The organism is Neolewinella lacunae (assembly GCF_014349155.1).
Classification (GTDB): Bacteria; Bacteroidota; Bacteroidia; order Chitinophagales; family Saprospiraceae; genus Neolewinella; species Neolewinella lacunae.
This window is the reverse complement of record NZ_JACSIT010000152.1, coordinates 136,161-152,813: the sequence shown is the minus strand read 5'-3', so window position 1 is coordinate 152,813 and position 16,653 is coordinate 136,161. Positions and strand designations below refer to the sequence as shown.

The following is a 16,653-nucleotide window of genomic DNA, read 5'->3' as shown; positions in this document are numbered from 1 at the left end:
GTCCTAGGGTAACCGGACTTCCCCCGCTTTTTTGTCCGGGGCCCTGCACCTGCGACCGCGCCCCATTTGACCCAAACAGGAGCCGCACAAACCTCCGATTCCGGTCAAAAAAAGATTTCATCTGCCCTTAAGCCGCAACCAAACGGGGCGAAAGCGACTGAAAATTCCGACCTTCGCCCCCCTTAACGCGCCACTATGTCTCAAGCCACTTTCCACCCGCTTGCCATCGCCTCCCTTACGCCCGAAACGGCGGATGCCATCACGGTCGCCTTCCGCGTGGGCGAAGACCTGACCGAGACTTTTAAGTACCGCGCCGGCCAGTACCTGACGCTGAAATTTATCATTAATGGCAAGGAAGAACGGCGGGCCTACAGCATGTGCTCCGCCCCCCAGGATGCGGAACTGGCCGTAACGGTAAAGCGCGTCAAAGGCGGCATCGTCAGCAACCACATTGCCGACTTCCTCCGCCCCGGTGACACGGTTGAGGTGATGCCCCCTCAGGGCCGGTTTATGGTGGCTCCAGATCACAAGGCGCGGCGCGACTACTACCTCTTCGGAGCCGGCAGCGGCATTACCCCCCTGATGTCGATCCTGCGCAACATTCTGGAAGAAGAGCCCAAGTCGCGGGTATTTCTCCTCTATGGCAACCGGGATGAAGACAGCATCATCTTCGAAAAGCAACTGGAAGACCTCGTCAGTCGCTACGCCGGGCAACTGGAAGTGGAACATACCCTCTCCCGCCCGAAAAAGTACAAAGTAGGCGGCCTGAAAGGCTTTTTCTCCGGCGGCGAACGGAAATGGACCGGTGCGGTGGGTCGGGTTGGGATCAAGGCCGTCCAGGCGTTCATGGATCGCCACCCCGGCAGTGTGGCCGATAAACAATACTTCGTATGTGGCCCCGGGCAGATGATAGACGACGTGGAACAAGCCCTCCTGGGCCTCGGCGTACACAAGGAACTCATCCATACCGAGCGTTTCGTTTCGGCCAATGCCGTTAAAAAAGCGGCACCGGTGGCGGGTAAGGTCCAGGACGCCAAAGTGATCGCAACCCTGGGCGGTAAAGAAGTAGAGGTAACGTTGAAACCCGGCCAAACCATCCTCGACGGTCTGCTGGAAAGCGGTGCTGCGCCACCCTACAGCTGCCTGGCCGGCGCGTGCAGCACCTGCATGGCCAAGGTCAGCAAAGGTGGAGTGAAAATGGAAGTCTGCTTCGCCATCGATGACGACGAAATTGCCCAAGGCTACATCCTGGCCTGCCAATCCCACCCCACCACCGAGGAAGTCCACGTCACCTTCGACGTGTAACAAGGTCAGCTGTGGAGGAATCAAGAAAGGCAAATCTGCAGGTTTTGCGGCCTTTTTTAGCACTTTCCTAACCTGGGGGCGACAACCCGCCAGGGCCACGGATCGTTACTTTGCAGTAGCTTAGGGCGGGTAATAGTTGACGTTTTCGCATTTTAAGCGTCCTACCACCAATGGAAGTGTGGTGCCCGGTAGCCAGCGATGGTTGATGGGGCAGCCCACGTCCATCCGCACGGTGGCCTGAAGAAGCCCTTAGCCTTGCCGGTTTTACCAAAGTTTTTGTCATGCGTCATTCCTACCACACCCTCCTGATCTGCCTGTTTTGCGTCCTCTCCCTGGCGGTGGTGGAGGCCCAGACGCCGGTGGCTTCGGCGGCCAGCAGGAATGTACGGGAGCGAGACCCTTTGCTCCGGGCCGACGGACGGGAAGTGTTTTTTACGCGGCCGGACTTTGCCAACAACAAGGGCGTGGACAATGCTGCCGACATCTGGACGCGCACGCGTTACGCGGACGGCAGCTGGGGGCGGGCGCTCAACCCTGGATCTCCCATCAACACTTTTGGCCACGACCGCGCCATCGGCATCAGCCCCGATGGCACCCGCCTGGCGGCCTTGCGCTCGGGGGCCAGCAATTACATCGACCTCCTGGAAATCAACGGCCGGAACTGGCGCATCCTGGAAAGCTGGCCGCTGCCATCTGACGTGAAGGCGGAGTACGGCCTGAGTTTTGATGCCAATGCCCAGCGCCTTTTTTACAGTGCACCGGGCTACGATGGCAGCCTCGATCTTTTCCTCCGCTTCGCCCGCGCTGACGGGGAGTGGAGTGAGGCTACGGCTTTGCGGGAGTTGAATGGTCCGGGCCAGGAATCCAGCCCACGGCTGGCGACCGACGGGCGGACGCTGTACTTCCGCCGCAACGACCGGGAGTGGCTGCGGCAGACGGAGCCCGGCGGGCCAGCTACGGTGGTGGACATCCCCGGAAGCCTCAGCCAATTCACTTTTTCGCTGGACGCAACGGGCTTAGACCCCGTGGTGGTCCTCGGCGAACCGGGCCAGGAGCGGCTCTACAGCCAGACTTTGCCCCGTACGGCAGCGCCTCCCCCCGCTGCCCTGACGCGGGGTTACCTGCCTTCGCCACCGCTGCCGGGTGAGCTTACTGCGGGTGTAGCCATTGCGGGGGCTGCGGGCAATCTGCACGTCCGGCCCGACGCCATGCTGCGCTACGCCGTCTTCCTGCGGGAGGGCGAATCCCTGGTCGTCGATGGCCAACTGCCAGCGGTACCGCAGAGCGGACCGGCAGCCGGCGGCTTAGCCAACGTTGGCGGAGCCTCAGTACCCAGTCCCGACCAGGTCCGCCTGGAAGCCGGTATCGCCCAGCGGGAGCGGGAGTTGCGCCAACTGGACGAGGCAAGGCGGCAGTACGATCTGGCCATGCCAAAGACCGCCGATGAAGAGCTCCTGGAATTGCGCCGCCAGTTTGACCAGGCCAGCCGGCCCGCCGGAGATACCCTCCCTCCCCAAAGCACCGCTAAAGGCACCGCCGCCTCCCGCGAACGCTTCGCCCGCGAACTGGCCGAGTTGGAAAGAATGAAGGAAAAATTCCGCCGCCAGCAAGACGAAAAGCTCCGCCAGCAAAACCGCACGGGGAATCACCGTTGGACCGAAACCGAAGCTCCCGCCACCACCACGCCTGCCGCCGCAGCCCCCGACACCTACGCTGCGCCCAGTGCCGGCAGCATCAGCGACTACTACCGTTCAGCACCGGACCCCGCACTGGCGCGGCAGCAAGCTTACGCCGATAGCCTCCGCCTGCAAGCAACCGTACGCAACAACCTCTACGGCAACCAGCAACCCAAGGTCTACGAACGCCAACCCTGGGAAAACGAACTGCGCCGGGATTTGCCCCGCACCACCAGCCTCTCCCCCGAAGAAGTCAACCGCCTGGATGCCGAATACCAACGCAAGCTCGACGAACTGGCCACCCTGAAGGCGGAACTCCAACGCCTGAACAATCCCAGCCCCAGCCCGGAACCTGCGCCTACTACTTATTACCCGCAAAATCCACCAACGGATCACCCGGCTAACCGGAATTGGACGGCCAAGGGCAGCACTATTCCCGATCCTTACCAGCGTCCGGCCCCCAGCAACGAGCAGCCAACACGCTACAGTGCCGCCTACCCTCCAGCCACCAGCGCTGCGGTACCCACCGGCATCAGTTTCATCCCGAACACGGCCTACCCCGACGGCGCCGGCTACGGCGGCCTGGACCAACTCGTCCAACAAGTAAAAAGCAGCCCGGTAGTTCTGGAAATTCGCGTCCATACCCCCGTTACCATGGAGCGTCGTGCCGCCCAGCTGCTGAGCGAAGAGCGGGCCATCACCATCCGCGATTACCTGACGGAGCAAGGAGTGCCCGCCCGGAATTACCGCATCGTAGGCTACGGAAACAATCTTACGGGGCCGGGGGGAGAACGGGTGGAGGTATTCCGTTAAAGAGAAGGTTACCTGTAGCGGACTCGCCTTGGCAGAAACCTGGGCTCTCTGCCAGCTTGTTTTGCTGGGACAACTCAGAAGAGGGATTTTATCTTTTGCCTCCCGTTTTTCACCGGACGTTTCGCAAACTCAGGTCGTTTTGAAAGCATAGAGGCAGCGCCGGTTCGCCTTCTACTACGATTTCTATCGATATTTCAATAAAAAGACCGCTCTCATGGTACGATTTACCGCTCTCCTTTTTGCGCTCTGCTGCACATTATTTTCTTTCACGGGTTGCAACAAAGAAGACCAGTTACGCCAATTGGGCGAAGCTGACTTCGAACTGCTGGTGAAAGACCTGGACATCGACATGGATATTGTCCTGTACCAAAGACTCGATTTTGGGCACTCCGAGCAGGAAAAATTCAGCGCGCTCCTGGGGGAAGCCGCAGAAGACTTTTTTGCCGCCAGTGACTTCCCCCTGAACTGGATGACCATCAAAGGCCATTATGACTACACCAAAATTGACGCTGGCGAGCAAACCGCCGGAGGTGACGCCGTCGATCACCAGTCGGGTAGGTGGATCACTATCGGGGATGGTTTATGCCAGAGTCCCGGCTGTGTACGAAGGAAACTGGAAGCAGCCTACGCGGTCGCCGGAGAGCCAAAATCCGATCAGTTCCTGGATGCACGCTTCGAGCGAAGGGCGACGGGAGTTGCGGTTACTTACCGAAAAGTCCTGGAGTAAACGGAAGCAGCTTCATAACTCCACAATCTTCCCCGATTCCGCAATCTGGAAGCGGCGGGCGGTGCTGGACGCGGCCTGGTAATCGTAGTCTCCGCCGCCGCTCTGCCCACTGACTTGGTAAATCACCAAGGCCTCCGTCAATACGGCCTGGGATTGGAGCACCTCCGCCCCGTCGTAGCTCGTCCCGGCAATTACCATCCGGTCAATCAACTCTTGGGTATTAGGGTTGAAGGTTACCAGCGTGTAGTGGTACTGCGCCAGGTCGGCGCGCCAGTACACGACGCCCGCGTACTCATCCGCCTCGGGTAGCCGCAGGCAGGCGACGAACTCCGTCAGTTCATCGGCCATTCCCGGTTCTACGGGTAAGATGAACTGATCAATCACCCGGGGGGAAAGAGGGGGCGTTTCCCGACTGATGGCCCGCACCGTCTCTTCCGTAAAGGTCATGGGCAGTTCCAGCTCCGGAAATTGTTCCAGGAAATGTTCAAAGCGAATGAGGGGTCCGTCAGACATAACACAGCAAATTAAAAAAAGAAGGTAAACTAAAGTGGCAGCGGGGGAGAAGCGTTCCGCAATCCAGCAAAACGAACGACCCCTGATCACCCGGCAAGGGAAATCAGGGGTCGTACAAAAATCGTCGGTCCGAGGCTTTACACCGCAAAACTTTCCCCGCAACCACACTCGCGACTGGCGTTGGGGTTATTGAAGGTGAAGCCACTACCATTTAAGCCTCCACTGAATTCCAGGGTGGAATTATGGAGGTAAAGAAAAGACTTCAGGTCACACACCACCGTTTCGCCGTTGTCCTCAAAGACCTGGTCGCGCTCTTTGATTTCATTGTCGAAATCGAGTTTATAAGACAGGCCCGAGCAACCTCCGCTCGTGATGGTAGCACGCAGGAAGTAATCCTCCGTAAGCCCCTTGGCGGAACGGATGGATTGGAGCCTGGCTTTAGCACTGTCTGCAACAAATAGCATGGCAACTGTTTTTAAAGGATTTGCCTGGCCGCGTTTGGGAGGGCAGCGGAGTGAGTTAGTGGGCCGCTACGGTAGCGGTCACTTCCAGGCCGTTCTTTTCCTGATAATCCTTGATGGCGCTTTTGATGGCGTCTTCGGCCAGTACGGAACAGTGGATCTTCACGGGCGGCAGGGCCAGTTCTTCCACGATCGCCATATTATCAATGGCCAGGGCTTCATCTACGCTTTTGCCCTTGAGCCACTCGGTGGCCAGGCTGGAGCTGGCGATGGCCGATCCGCAACCGAAGGTCTTAAACTTGGCGTCGGTGATCCGTTGCGTGACGGGGTCGACCTGGATTTGCAGGCGCATTACGTCACCGCACTCGGGTGCGCCGACGAGGCCAGTGCCTACGCCTTTATCTTCTTTGTTGAGCGTACCCACGTTACGGGGGTGCTTAAAATGGTCGAGGAGTTTTTCAGAATATGCCATGATGGTAGTATTAAACTTTGTGATCGGCCGGGGGGAATGTCCGGCTATGCGTACGGGTAGGTAACAATTTAAGCCGGCGTTTGGGTTTACGCGGCCAAAGGTTTTCGCTACTTAAGCCCTAGTGCTCAGACCATTCGATGGCATCAATGTCGATGCCTTCTTTGTACATTTCCCAGATGGGGCTGAGTTCGCGCATGTGGTTTACCCCCTCGGCTACCTGCTTGATGGTGGCGTCGATGTCTTCTTCGGTAGTGAACCGGCCCAGGCTGAAGCGAAGACTGGAGTGGGCCAGGTCGTCTCCCAGGCCCAGGGCCACCAGCACGTAGCTGGGCTCGAGGCTGGCGGAGGTACAGGCGGAGCCGGAACTCAGGGCGATGTTTTGGTTGAAGGTCATCATCAGTCCTTCGCCTTCAACGTGCTTAAAGCTGATGTTGGTCACGTGGGGCATGCGGTGCTCTACGCTGCCGTTGATGTAGGCTTCTTCGAGCATGCCTACGAGGGCCGTCTCCAGCTTGTCGCGCAGTCGCTTGGTACGGGCGGCGTCTTCGGCCATCTCTGCTTTGGCAATTTCGGCGGCTTTGCCGAAGCCAACGATGCCGGGAACGTTGAGCGTACCGGAGCGCATACCGCGCTCGTGGCCACCACCGTCCATCTGGCTGGTCACCTTCACGCGGGGGTTTTTGCGGTTGACGAACAGGGCACCAACGCCTTTGGGTCCGTACATTTTGTGGCTGGTGAAGGCCAGGAGGTGAACACCGGTTTCCTTGGGGTCAACGGGAATTTTACCCACTGCCTGCGTTGCGTCAGACATGAAGAGAACGCCACGACGGGCACAAATCTCACCGATGGCTTTCATGGGTTGAATGACACCGGTTTCGTTATTGGCCCACATGACGGACACCAGAATGGTCTTATCGGTAATCGCCGCTTCGAGCTCGGCCAGGTCAATGAGGCCTTTACTGTCTACGTCCAGGTAAGTTACCTCACCCCCCATCTTTTCAACACGCTTGCAGGCGTCGAGCACGGCTTTGTGCTCCGTCTTTACGGTGATGATGTGGTTGCCTTTGCGGGCGTACATCTCGAAGACGCCTTTGATGGCGAGGTTATCTGACTCCGTAGCGCCGCTGGTGAAGATGATCTCGCGGGGGTCTACGTTGATCAGGGCGGCAATCTGCTCCCGGGCGGTGTCTACCGCGCCCTCAGCCACCCAGCCAGCGGGGTGATTGCGGCTGGCGGCGTTGCCGGGGTTCTCGTAAAAGTAGGGAAGCATCGCTTCCACCGCCCGGGGGTCGGTGGGGGTAGTGGCGTTATTATCGAGGTAGATCAGGCGCTGGCCCATGATGGTCGGTATTTCTTTATGGTTGCAATATTGAAGCGCAAACATAACACCCAGCCTATGCTTTGGTTTTGGTGGGCGCAGATGGGTGGAAATGTTTTTCGTCGCAACATCGTTTTCGGGGCGCGGCCGCAGGTGCAGGGGAAGGGTGCAGGAGCAAGGTAAGGGGGGCCAGAAAAAAGTTTCGACCGTTTTCGCGGGCTCCTCCGTCAGTACGGAAAAACCATTCTCCTCATGTACTTACGCAATACTACTTCCGTCATTTTTAGTGCCTCCGGCGAGCTCGCCGCCGCCGCCGCCCGGGGCCTCCACCGCGAAGGCGCCACCGTCTGCCTTTCCGCCCGACACCCAGTGCAAGCCCAGGAACTGGCCAGCGCCGTCAGTCCCGAATACCCCGTAGCCGCAGTGGACGTCCTTGACGAAGCAGCCATCGAAACGTTCCTGCGCGACGTCCGCAGCCGCACTGGCCGGCTCGACCTGGTCTTCAACGGCGTTGGTCCCTCCGCCCAGGAGGCGGGCTCCGGGACGCCCTCCACGGCCCTAGACTACGAACAGTTCACGTCGGGCGTCGCACTGATCGTGGGCGGACAGTTCCTCACGGCCCGCACCGCCGCCCGCCTCTGGCAAGAATGGGGAGAGGCAGGCACCATCGTTCTGCTCACCTCCAGCATGTCGCGGCTCAAAATGGGCAACATGACCGTTATTTCGGCGGCCTCCGCAGCGGTGGAGGGCCTGGCCCGCACCCTGGCCGCCGAGTACGGCCGCTTCGGTATTCGCGTTGTCTGCGTCAACGGAACGGCCTTCCCAGAAACCGAAACCATCCGGGAAACAACGGAACTCCAAGCCCAGGCCGCTGGCATCCCTGCGGAAGCCATCGCCGCCAGCATGGCCTCCGGGTTCAGCCTGGGCCGCGGACCCAGCCTCAAAGAATTCGGCGACCTCATCGCCTTCCTCGCGACCGACGCCGGGGCCATCCTCAATAGCCACGTCATCGACGCCGATCGCGGCGCGCTCAATGTGATCTAGTGGTCTGTCAACATTTAAAATTCGGGTAAGGTGCTGGTAGATTTTGTTGACTGACTAAATCAAAAACGCAGGCAACGCCGTAGCGTTGTTGAGGCTTTTTGATGACGGCAGGCGGCAAAAGATGCTGCAGATTACCCGAAAATTTAAGTTTGACAAACCACTAGCTCCCAAACATTGCTCCTCATCCCGGGGCGTGCACCTGCGTCCGCGCCCCAATTTGCAAAGGGTGCTGGGCAAGCAACCACAATAACTTGTCCAGCACCCCCTTTCCCAACTTACCGTCCGGCGGCTATTTTTATCCCCTAAACTCCGGCTCCAATGGCTCAAGACCCTCAATTACTGGCCCAAGCCATGGCGGGCGACATCAACGCCTTCCAGCAACTTTTCAGCGCCTTTCAGCCCCAGTTGCGCTCTTTTCTGTACCGCCTTACCGCCGACCGCCACGACGCCGAGGACCTCGCGCAAGACACTTTCGTGCGCGCCTTTGCTAACATCGCCTCCTTCCGTGGCGAAGCAAGCCTGAAAACCTGGGTCTTTCGCATTGGCAGCAACCTCGCGCGCGACTTCCTCCGGCAGCGCAAGCCCTGGCCGATTGACGCCCAGGATCAGGCCAAAAGCCTCGCGGAAAGCCGCCCCGACATTCAGGCTGCTTTCGTGCGGACCCACCTTAACGACAGCCGGGGGGCGTACGAGGTGCGCGAGCACATCGACTTTTGCTTCACCTGCATCGGTAAGACCCTGCCCATCGAGCAGCAGATTGCCCTCGTTTTGAAGGACATGTACGACTTCCGCCGTCACGAAATTGCCGAGGTGCTGGGTTTAACCGAAGGCGTGGTAAAACATTTGCTGCACAGTGCCCGCAAGACCCTCGGCGAGGTCTTTTACCAGCGCTGTGCCCTGGTCAATAAACAGGGTGCCTGCAACCAATGCAGCGAACTGGCCGGCATTTACAACCCCCGGCAAGCCCGCCACGCCGCCCTGCGGAAAATCGAAATGGTGGCCGCTGCTGAACGCAGCCAAGACGTAGCCCACCTCTACGCCCTGCGCGCGGAGTTGGTGCGATTCATCGATCCCTTGCGGAGCAGCGGGGCTGATTTGCAGGACGTCATCATGCAGTGCACCCGCGTAGCGGTGGGGGAAAAAGGGCACCTTTAGTGTTGGTCTTCTCCACTTTGGTGAGGGGAATGATCCTGTTTGGCGGTGCTGTACTCGGCAGTATGAAAAATCTTGCGGGCGCGGCCGCAGGTGCCTGGGGCAAGGCCCTCCGAAAGGCAATCCAAGGTCCAGGACGGCAAAGCACCTGGGCAAAACCGGTAGTATTCCGGAGTGGCCAAGTTGAAATCACCCGCAGGAAGCGGGGCTGCTTTCCATTTCGCGTTCATCTCCAGGCCACGGCAAGAGCGCTGGGCCCTATCTTTGCCCTATGCTAAAAATGGGCTTACTCGGGGTTGGCCACCTCGGCAAAATTCACCTCAAGTGTATCCGTCTGGCCAAGGAGCACTACGACTTGATCGGCTTTTACGATGCCGACCGGGAAATGGCGCGTCGGGTAGCCGAGGAATTCCATCTCCCGTCTTTTGAATCGCCCGAGGCCTTGATTGCGGCGGCGGACGTGGTGGACGTCGTTACCCCCACCCCCACGCACTTCGCCTTAGTCAAGATGGCCTTGCTGGGCGGCTGCCACGTCTTCGTGGAAAAGCCCCTTACCGAAACCCTGGAAGAAGCAGAGGAACTCATTGAACTGGCCAAGGCTACGGGCAAGGTCGTCCAGGTAGGCCACGTCGAGCGTTTCAACCCGGCCCTCCTGGCGCTGGGCGACCTGAAGGTAAAACCCTACTTCATCGAAGCCCATCGCCTGGCGATGTTTAATCCACGGGGCGTAGACGTCAGCGTGGTCCTTGACCTGATGATCCACGACTTAGACATCATCCTGAAGCTGGCCGACGATGAAGTGAGCGAAGTGCGGGCCAGCGGTGTTGCCGTAGTGAGTGAGCAGCCCGATATTGTCAATGCCCGCATCGAATTCAAGGGCGGGGCGGTGGCCAACCTGACGGCTTCGCGCATCAGCCTGAAGAACATGCGCAAGGTGCGGCTCTTCCAACCCGACGCTTACATCAGCCTTGACTTCCTGGAGAAGGAAAGCCAGATCGTGCGTCTGTTCGACGCCGACGCAGTCGGCATCCCGGAGGAAGGCCAGCAGTTTCCGCTCAGTACGCCCAAGGGCCCGCGCATCATCCACGTAGACCAGCCGGAGAGCGGGCCCATCAACGCCATCCAGATGGAGCTGGAAAGTCTGGCCAACAGCATAAATGAAGGAAAACCCGCTGCGGTAAGCATCGAAGACGGTTACCGGGCGTTAGCATTAGCACACCGCATTTCTGCGGCCGTTGCCGAGCACCAGGGAAAACTTCCTCCCCCAACGCTTTAGCACGTCTTTGCCCCTGCCAAAACCAATTAAATGAACCGCAAATCCCTTTCCATCCTGCTTTCCCTGGCCCTGCTGGCTTTCGCGGGTTGCCCTGCCGATACGGAGGTCGTTCCCGCCTTTGTGCTGATCAACGACTTCGATTTACAATCAACCGCCGAAGGCCGGCCGACGGAAAACATCACCGAAGTCTGGGCCTTTGCGAATAATACTTTCATCGGGGCCTTCCCCCTGCCCGCCCGTATCCCCGTCCCCTTCGTAGGCAGTACGGAGTTGCGGTTTGAAGCGGGCGTGCGCCAAAACGGAATCAGTAGCGCGCCGGAAATCTACGAGTTCTATACCCCGGTGGTCCGCAATCTGGATTTGGTGGCGGGGGCGACTGTCGACCTGGGTACCCTCCAAATCGGCTACCGGCCGGATGCGCAGTTTGCCATTTTTGAAAATTTCGAGGCTGGCTTTCCACGGGTATTTACCGAACTGTTGGAAGGCATGAGCCCGCTGACCCCTTCACAAGACGACGTGCGCAGTGGCGCGTTCAGCGGACGATTGCTGCTCACGGAGGACGCCCCCCTGGCCGAGATCGGTACCAACCGGAGCTTCTCCGACCTTACCGCCCAGCGGCCCTACGTCTGGCTAGAGGTGGATTACCGCAGCGACGCGCCCGTGATCTGGGGCGTGCGGGGGAACCTGGGCATCCAACCGGTGCAGGTGTTTGACCCCGGTTTTTTGCCGCGCGGGGAGTGGACGAAGATTTACTTCAACCTCAGCGAAATCATCGTCCGTTCCACCTTGGAGGAGTACCAATTTGCCCTTTCTGCCCTCCTGCCGGAAGGCGTGGCGGAAGGGGAGGTATTCCTGGACAATATTAAACTGATTTACTTCTAGGTCTTGGCCCCTCCTCTCACTGGTCTTGCCCCACCCATCCGTCCGGACACTGCCCAGCGCCGGCGGCGGGACCGCTACGTCTACGTGGCAGCCGATTTTGCGGCGGCGTGGGTGGCCTGGACCTTTTTCTTTCTCTTGCGCAGTGCGAAGGAAGGGAATCCACTATCGTTTTGGGACCTGCCCGCTACGACGCAGTACCTGTGGGGAGCCGTGGCCATTCCTTTGTGCTGGATACTGGGCTACGCCCTTTTCGACCAGTATCGCGACATTTACCGGCTCAGCCGGCTCAAGGTATTGCTCCATACCCTGCTGCTGAGTTGTGGGGGTGGCCTGCTGTTATTTTTTACCGTCCTGATCAACGACACGGCCCAGGACTACCACGACTATTACCAGAACCTGTTCACCCTGTTGGCGCTGCACTTTTCGGCCACGGCGCTGGTACGGATGGTGCTGTTGACGCGGGCCAGCCGTCGCCTGAAACACGGGGAGGTAACCTTCAATACCCTCATCATTGGCGGAAGTGAATCGGCCTTGCACTTGTACCGCGAAATTAAAAATGAGCCTAAGGGCCTCGGCTACCGCTTCGTAGGTTTCGTCGATGCCCGCCGCAAAACGCCCCCGCTGCTGGCCGAGGCCTTGCCCTTGTTGGGAGACTTTCGGGAATTGGGCCGCGTCATCGAAGCCCACAACATTGAGGAAGTCATCATCGCCGTGGAGACCAGCCAACACAATCGCTTGCGGGAGCTGCTCAACGTGCTGTTCGATTACGAAGACCGGGTATTGGTAAAGATCATCCCGGACATGTACGACATCATGCTGGGGTCGGTGAAGATGGACCACGTATTCGGGGCCGTGCTTATTGAGATCCGCCAGGAAATGATGCCCCGCTGGCAACGCTTCACCAAGCGGGCCCTCGACCTGCTCGTGGCGGCACTGGCCTTGGTCTTCCTCAGTCCACTGCTGCTCTACGTGGCCCTGCGGGTGCGTCTTTCGAGTCAGGGGCCCATTTTTTACCTGCAGGAACGGGTTGGGCTCAATGGCAAGGCTTTCAACATCATCAAGTTCCGGTCGATGTACACCGACGCCGAAGCCGCCGGGCCCCAGTTGAGCAGCGACCAGGACCTCCGTTGCACGCCGTGGGGTGCGGTCATGCGGAAATGGCGGCTGGATGAATTGCCCCAGTTCTGGAATGTGTTGCGGGGCGATATGTCTTTGGTCGGGCCCCGGCCGGAACGACAATACTACATCGACCTCATCAGCGCCCGGGCTCCCCACTACCGGCATTTGCTGAAAGTGCGGCCCGGCATTACCAGCTGGGGCCAGGTGAAATATGGCTACGCCAGCAACGTGGATGAGATGATCCAGCGCCTGAAATTCGATATCCTCTACATCGAAAACCGCTCCCTGGTCCTGGATTTCAAGATCCTTTTCTACACCATCGTGGTGCTTTTGCAAGGGAAAGGGAAGTAGGCTGCGAACGTACTATCAGCAGAAGAAAGGTTTAACCGGACGGGGACAAACCGGTATATCCCACTACTGCTGGGCGGAAGGGAGCTGGCTTTCGAGGTCATCCCGGGAAAGCAAATGGTAATGCGGGGGCAAGAGGGTACCAATGGAATCGGGGATACCCAGCAGGGCGGGTGACTGGCGGGCAGAATCGAGGGCGACAGTGTAGGCTTCTCGGTGGGGAGACCATAAGCCGGAGTACTTGCGGCGGAGTTGGTCGCGGTCCACCACGAGGTAGTCGATGTGGTATTTATCCAGGAAGGCAACTACGTCAGCCAGTTCGCCGGTGGGGCGGGTGATGGCGCTTGCCCAGTCGCTAAATCTGGTCATGACGTAAGGATGGTAGTGTTCGAAGTACAGCAGGTGGGCGCTTTCGTTGGAAATGAAGGGGAGGTGATGATCCATCAGCGGCATCCAACTGGCGATTTCGGGTGGCGCGGCAATTACTGCGGTGGGGGGCAACCCGGCCAGCGCGTTGTAGAGCGGTAATTCGGACTCGAGATCGCCGTAGCCGAAAAGCCCGGCTGGCGTGCGTTGGTAGTTGGCGTAGGCGAGCACCGCCAAGGCCAGCACCACTGCCCACCAGGGGCGCGGCAAGAGGTGGTACACCCCGGCCGCCAGAAAACCGATTACTAAAGTAGCCAGCATATTCCAGGGGTAAGTCATGAAGCGGTCGGGCAGAAAAAGCAGGGGAAAGACCAGCTGGGCGAAGTAGAAAAGTCCGGCGCTGCACAGCGTCAGCACCAGCAGGTAGCGGCCCAGCCGGCCCAACTTGGCCCGGTGGACGATGCCAAGCACGAGGGCCAGAAAAGGCACGGCCATCTCAAACCAGGGCGCGAAGGGAGAGCGGAGATAGTAGTTGGCAAAGTACCCGACGAAAAAAGACACCGGCGTATTCATGCCGTTGGTGACGGGTACCCGCCCCTGGGCCTGGAATTCTGGCAAGCCGAGTAAGTCGGCCCGGGGCAGAAAATTACCCAGATCCGGGTGGGCCTTGACGGTGGCGGCTTGCGCCCAGGCCAATCCGAAAGTCAGCACGGCGGTGAGGCCATAGATCCACCACCAGCGCCAGGGGGGCGTTGCGACGTCCCCTGCTCCTTGTCCTAACTCCCCCCTTCGGGGGGTCGGGGGGGAGCACCTGCGGCCGCGCCCAAAAAAAAGGTACCCCAGCAAATTCATCAACTCGAATACCCCGAGAATGGCCAAATTTAGAATAAGGGCGGGCGGATAAAACAGCGCCGCCGCGAGCAGGGCCCCCGCCACTCCCCAGGGCTTTTCCGTCAGCAGGTAATAGGCAAAGACGAGGAGCAGCGGAATCATGTAGGCGCGGGCCAGAAAGCCGATCGTGACGGCAAAGCTGAGGTGCACGGTAAACAAACTGATGGCCAGGGCCAGCACCAGCGGCATAAACCGGCGCAACAGGGCCGTGCCGTAGCCCGCCGTGACCAGCGCCAGCAAAATCACCCCGTAACGCGCCACTTCCAGCGGTGGCAGGAACTGCCCCAACACCTTCATGACCGCGTACACTCCCCAGGGCTGGATGACGGCCGAAGTGCGGGCGTACATGCTTTCCTGCCAGGGCAGATCGTAGTATTCGGCAAAGAGCCAGAGGTAGTGCTGGGCCACATCGTCGTTAAAACGGTAAGTACCCCCCAGCATGGGGTGGTAGTAGAGCAGGGTGTAGGCCAATGCTACCAGGCCGAGACCTGCCCAGGTGAGGGGGGTGAGTTTGGGTACTTGCACGGGCGAAAGGAATAAAGGGGGAAAGGAGTAAAGGGGGACGGGAGTAAAAGGCGTAGGGAAACAAGAGAGAAGGGAAAGGGGCGCGGGCGCAGGTGCAAGGTAAGGACAAGGAAAGAGGATGTCGTACGTCCGGCTCCCGACGTGCCCCCCGCGAAGGATCGCGGCGCAGGCTGTACCTTTGTGGAATGGATACGATAATAACGCTGTTGCTGATTTACGCTGCGTACCGGGGCTACAAGTGGTACAGTGCCGTCCAGGAGCGGGTCAATGCCGGCCCTCCCCCCCACCCTGGCGTTGGCGACGAGACCAATGGCAAAACCAATAACCGTGGCCGTGAAGACGACTACATCGAGTACGAAGAACTACCCTAGACCATGGCGGACGCACCCCGTTTTAACGGTCGCATCAGCGACTGGATCCTGCACAAGGACAACCAAATCATTGCCTTCAATAAACCGGCGGGCTTGCCCGTGCAGCCCGACAAAACTGGCGACCCCAGCCTGCTCGGGCTCGGCGCGGCCTACATCCGCCACGACTTGTACCTGATCCATCGTCTGGACCGTCCCGTCTCCGGAGTCGTGTTGCTGGCCCAGAAGCCATCGGCCCAGACTTCCCTGACCCGGCAGTTGAAAGAGGGCCGCGTAGAAAAGCACTACCTGGCCATTGTCGGTGAGCGACCAAAAGAAGACGAAGGCACGCTGGTGCATTACCTGCGCAACGCTCCCGGCAACCGTTCCATGGTTAATGACAACCCCAGCCCGGGCAGCAAAACTGCGGAGTTGCACTACCGCTACCTGGGGTCCAGCGACCGCTACCACCTGCTGGCCATTCAGCTGAAAACCGGCCGCAAGCACCAGATTCGTTGTCAGTTGGCCGCCATTGGCTCTCCCGTGCGGGGCGACACCAAGTACGGCTTCAAACGCGGCAACCCCGACGGAGAGATTGACCTGCACAGCCACCGCATTGTTTACGACCACCCCATCAGCGGGGAGCGCACCGCGCACGAGGCGCCGCTGCCCGAAGGACCCACGTGGGAAGCTTTTAAAGCCTTGCTATGAACGGCGCCGAACTGATAAAGCAGCACTTCCCCGAAATCACCACTGAACAGGAAGCGCAATTTGCGGCCCTCGACGAGCAGTACCGGACCTGGAACGCCCGCATCAACGTGATCAGCCGCAAGGATATTGACAACCTCTACGTCAACCACGTCCTGCACTCTTTGGCCATCGCCAAGGTGGTACGCTTTGCCGCGGGAGCTAAGATACTGGACCTGGGAACGGGCGGCGGTTTTCCCGGCATTCCGCTGGCCATCCTTTTCCCGGAGGCCCACTTCCACCTGGTGGATGGCATTGCCAAGAAAATCCGGGTTTGCCAGGAGGTGATCGATGGCATCGGCCTGGAAAATTGCCGCGCCGAGCAAAAGCGCGCCGAAGAAATCCGGCAGCCGGGCTACGACTTCATCGTCACCCGCGCCGTGGCCCGGATTGATAAGCTGGCGGAATGGAGCATGCGCCTCATTACCCATAAGCAGCGACATGCCCTGCCCAACGGCATTCTGGCCTTGAAAGGGCTGGGGCTGGAGGAAGAAATGGCGGCTCTACCCAAGGGTGCCTATTTGGAAGAATACGCCATCAAAGACCTCTTCCCTGGGCACGATTTTTTCCAGGAGAAGGCGGTGGTGTACCTGCAGTATTAGTGGACTACGATTAAGTTCCGTGGCTGGTTTTATGTGCATTTCAACTTGGAAGGGGGAAATGGTGCGACT

General features: G+C 59.3%; 16 protein-coding genes. 11 read left to right on the top strand and 5 right to left on the bottom strand.

The window, feature by feature from the left end:
- Positions 1–195: 195 nt before the first annotated feature.
- The 3 genes from H9S92_RS19470 to H9S92_RS19460 all read left to right on the top strand — a co-directional run bounded on the left by H9S92_RS19470 (position 196) and on the right by H9S92_RS19460 (position 4,521).
- The gene (locus H9S92_RS19470; RefSeq protein ID WP_187468370.1) at positions 196–1,305 is read left to right on the top strand and encodes a ferredoxin--NADP reductase; all 1,110 of its coding nucleotides are present in this window, start codon (positions 196–198) and stop codon (positions 1,303–1,305) included.
- Positions 1,306–1,586: 281 nt separating this feature from the next.
- Complete coding sequence (locus H9S92_RS19465) at positions 1,587–3,794, top strand: OmpA family protein (RefSeq protein WP_187468369.1); 2,208 nt, start codon at positions 1,587–1,589, stop codon at positions 3,792–3,794.
- 214 nt (positions 3,795–4,008) lie between these two features.
- Positions 4,009–4,521, top strand: a complete 513-nt coding sequence (locus H9S92_RS19460; RefSeq protein WP_187468368.1) for a hypothetical protein — start codon at positions 4,009–4,011, stop codon at positions 4,519–4,521.
- 12 nt (positions 4,522–4,533) lie between these two features.
- Here the strand turns inward: H9S92_RS19460 and H9S92_RS19455 are convergent, their stop codons facing one another.
- From H9S92_RS19455 to H9S92_RS19440, 4 genes are all read right to left on the bottom strand, one after another.
- Positions 4,534–5,034: a hypothetical protein gene (locus tag H9S92_RS19455; RefSeq protein ID WP_187468367.1), complete on the bottom strand. Its 501-nt coding sequence runs from the start codon at positions 5,032–5,034 to the stop codon at positions 4,534–4,536.
- Between the two features lie 137 nt (positions 5,035–5,171).
- Positions 5,172–5,498 (bottom strand): HesB/IscA family protein, encoded by a 327-nt coding sequence (locus H9S92_RS19450; protein ID WP_187468366.1) that lies wholly within the window; start codon positions 5,496–5,498, stop codon positions 5,172–5,174.
- A 55-nt stretch (positions 5,499–5,553) separates the two neighbouring features.
- Positions 5,554–5,967, bottom strand: a complete 414-nt coding sequence (gene iscU / locus H9S92_RS19445; RefSeq protein WP_187468365.1) for a Fe-S cluster assembly scaffold IscU — start codon at positions 5,965–5,967, stop codon at positions 5,554–5,556.
- Positions 5,968–6,085: 118 nt separating this feature from the next.
- Positions 6,086–7,351, bottom strand: a complete 1,266-nt coding sequence (locus tag H9S92_RS19440; protein WP_290283705.1) for an IscS subfamily cysteine desulfurase — start codon at positions 7,349–7,351, stop codon at positions 6,086–6,088.
- A 186-nt stretch (positions 7,352–7,537) separates the two neighbouring features.
- Between H9S92_RS19440 and H9S92_RS19435 the strand changes: the two genes are divergently transcribed.
- The 5 genes from H9S92_RS19435 to H9S92_RS19415 all read left to right on the top strand — a co-directional run bounded on the left by H9S92_RS19435 (position 7,538) and on the right by H9S92_RS19415 (position 13,109).
- The gene (locus H9S92_RS19435) at positions 7,538–8,329 is read left to right on the top strand and encodes an SDR family NAD(P)-dependent oxidoreductase (RefSeq protein WP_187468364.1); all 792 of its coding nucleotides are present in this window, start codon (positions 7,538–7,540) and stop codon (positions 8,327–8,329) included.
- A 318-nt stretch (positions 8,330–8,647) separates the two neighbouring features.
- Positions 8,648–9,484: an RNA polymerase sigma factor gene (locus tag H9S92_RS19430; RefSeq protein ID WP_187468363.1), complete on the top strand. Its 837-nt coding sequence runs from the start codon at positions 8,648–8,650 to the stop codon at positions 9,482–9,484.
- Positions 9,485–9,752: 268 nt separating this feature from the next.
- Positions 9,753–10,757: a Gfo/Idh/MocA family protein gene (locus H9S92_RS19425; RefSeq protein ID WP_187468362.1), complete on the top strand. Its 1,005-nt coding sequence runs from the start codon at positions 9,753–9,755 to the stop codon at positions 10,755–10,757.
- 30 nt (positions 10,758–10,787) lie between these two features.
- Entirely contained in the window at positions 10,788–11,639 is an 852-nt protein-coding gene (locus tag H9S92_RS19420) for a hypothetical protein (RefSeq protein WP_187468361.1), read from the top strand.
- Between the two features lie 3 nt (positions 11,640–11,642).
- Positions 11,643–13,109: a sugar transferase gene (locus H9S92_RS19415; protein WP_222936177.1), complete on the top strand. Its 1,467-nt coding sequence runs from the start codon at positions 11,643–11,645 to the stop codon at positions 13,107–13,109.
- 63 nt (positions 13,110–13,172) lie between these two features.
- On the opposite strand, the gene H9S92_RS19410 is transcribed toward H9S92_RS19415, so the two are convergent.
- Positions 13,173–14,888: a hypothetical protein gene (locus H9S92_RS19410; protein WP_187468360.1), complete on the bottom strand. Its 1,716-nt coding sequence runs from the start codon at positions 14,886–14,888 to the stop codon at positions 13,173–13,175.
- Between the two features lie 185 nt (positions 14,889–15,073).
- Here H9S92_RS19410 and H9S92_RS19405 point away from each other — a divergent pair, with 185 nt between their 5' ends.
- Genes H9S92_RS19405 through rsmG form a run of 3 tightly spaced genes read left to right on the top strand, consistent with a single transcriptional unit; the run spans position 15,074 to position 16,584 of the window.
- Entirely contained in the window at positions 15,074–15,259 is a 186-nt protein-coding gene (locus H9S92_RS19405; protein WP_187468359.1) for a hypothetical protein, read from the top strand.
- A 3-nt stretch (positions 15,260–15,262) separates the two neighbouring features.
- Positions 15,263–15,946 (top strand): RluA family pseudouridine synthase, encoded by a 684-nt coding sequence (locus H9S92_RS19400; protein WP_187468358.1) that lies wholly within the window; start codon positions 15,263–15,265, stop codon positions 15,944–15,946.
- Positions 15,943–16,584 (top strand): 16S rRNA (guanine(527)-N(7))-methyltransferase RsmG, encoded by a 642-nt coding sequence (gene rsmG, locus H9S92_RS19395; protein WP_187468357.1) that lies wholly within the window; start codon positions 15,943–15,945, stop codon positions 16,582–16,584. Before H9S92_RS19400 ends, rsmG begins: the two co-directional genes overlap by 4 nt.
- Positions 16,585–16,653 lie beyond the last annotated feature (69 nt).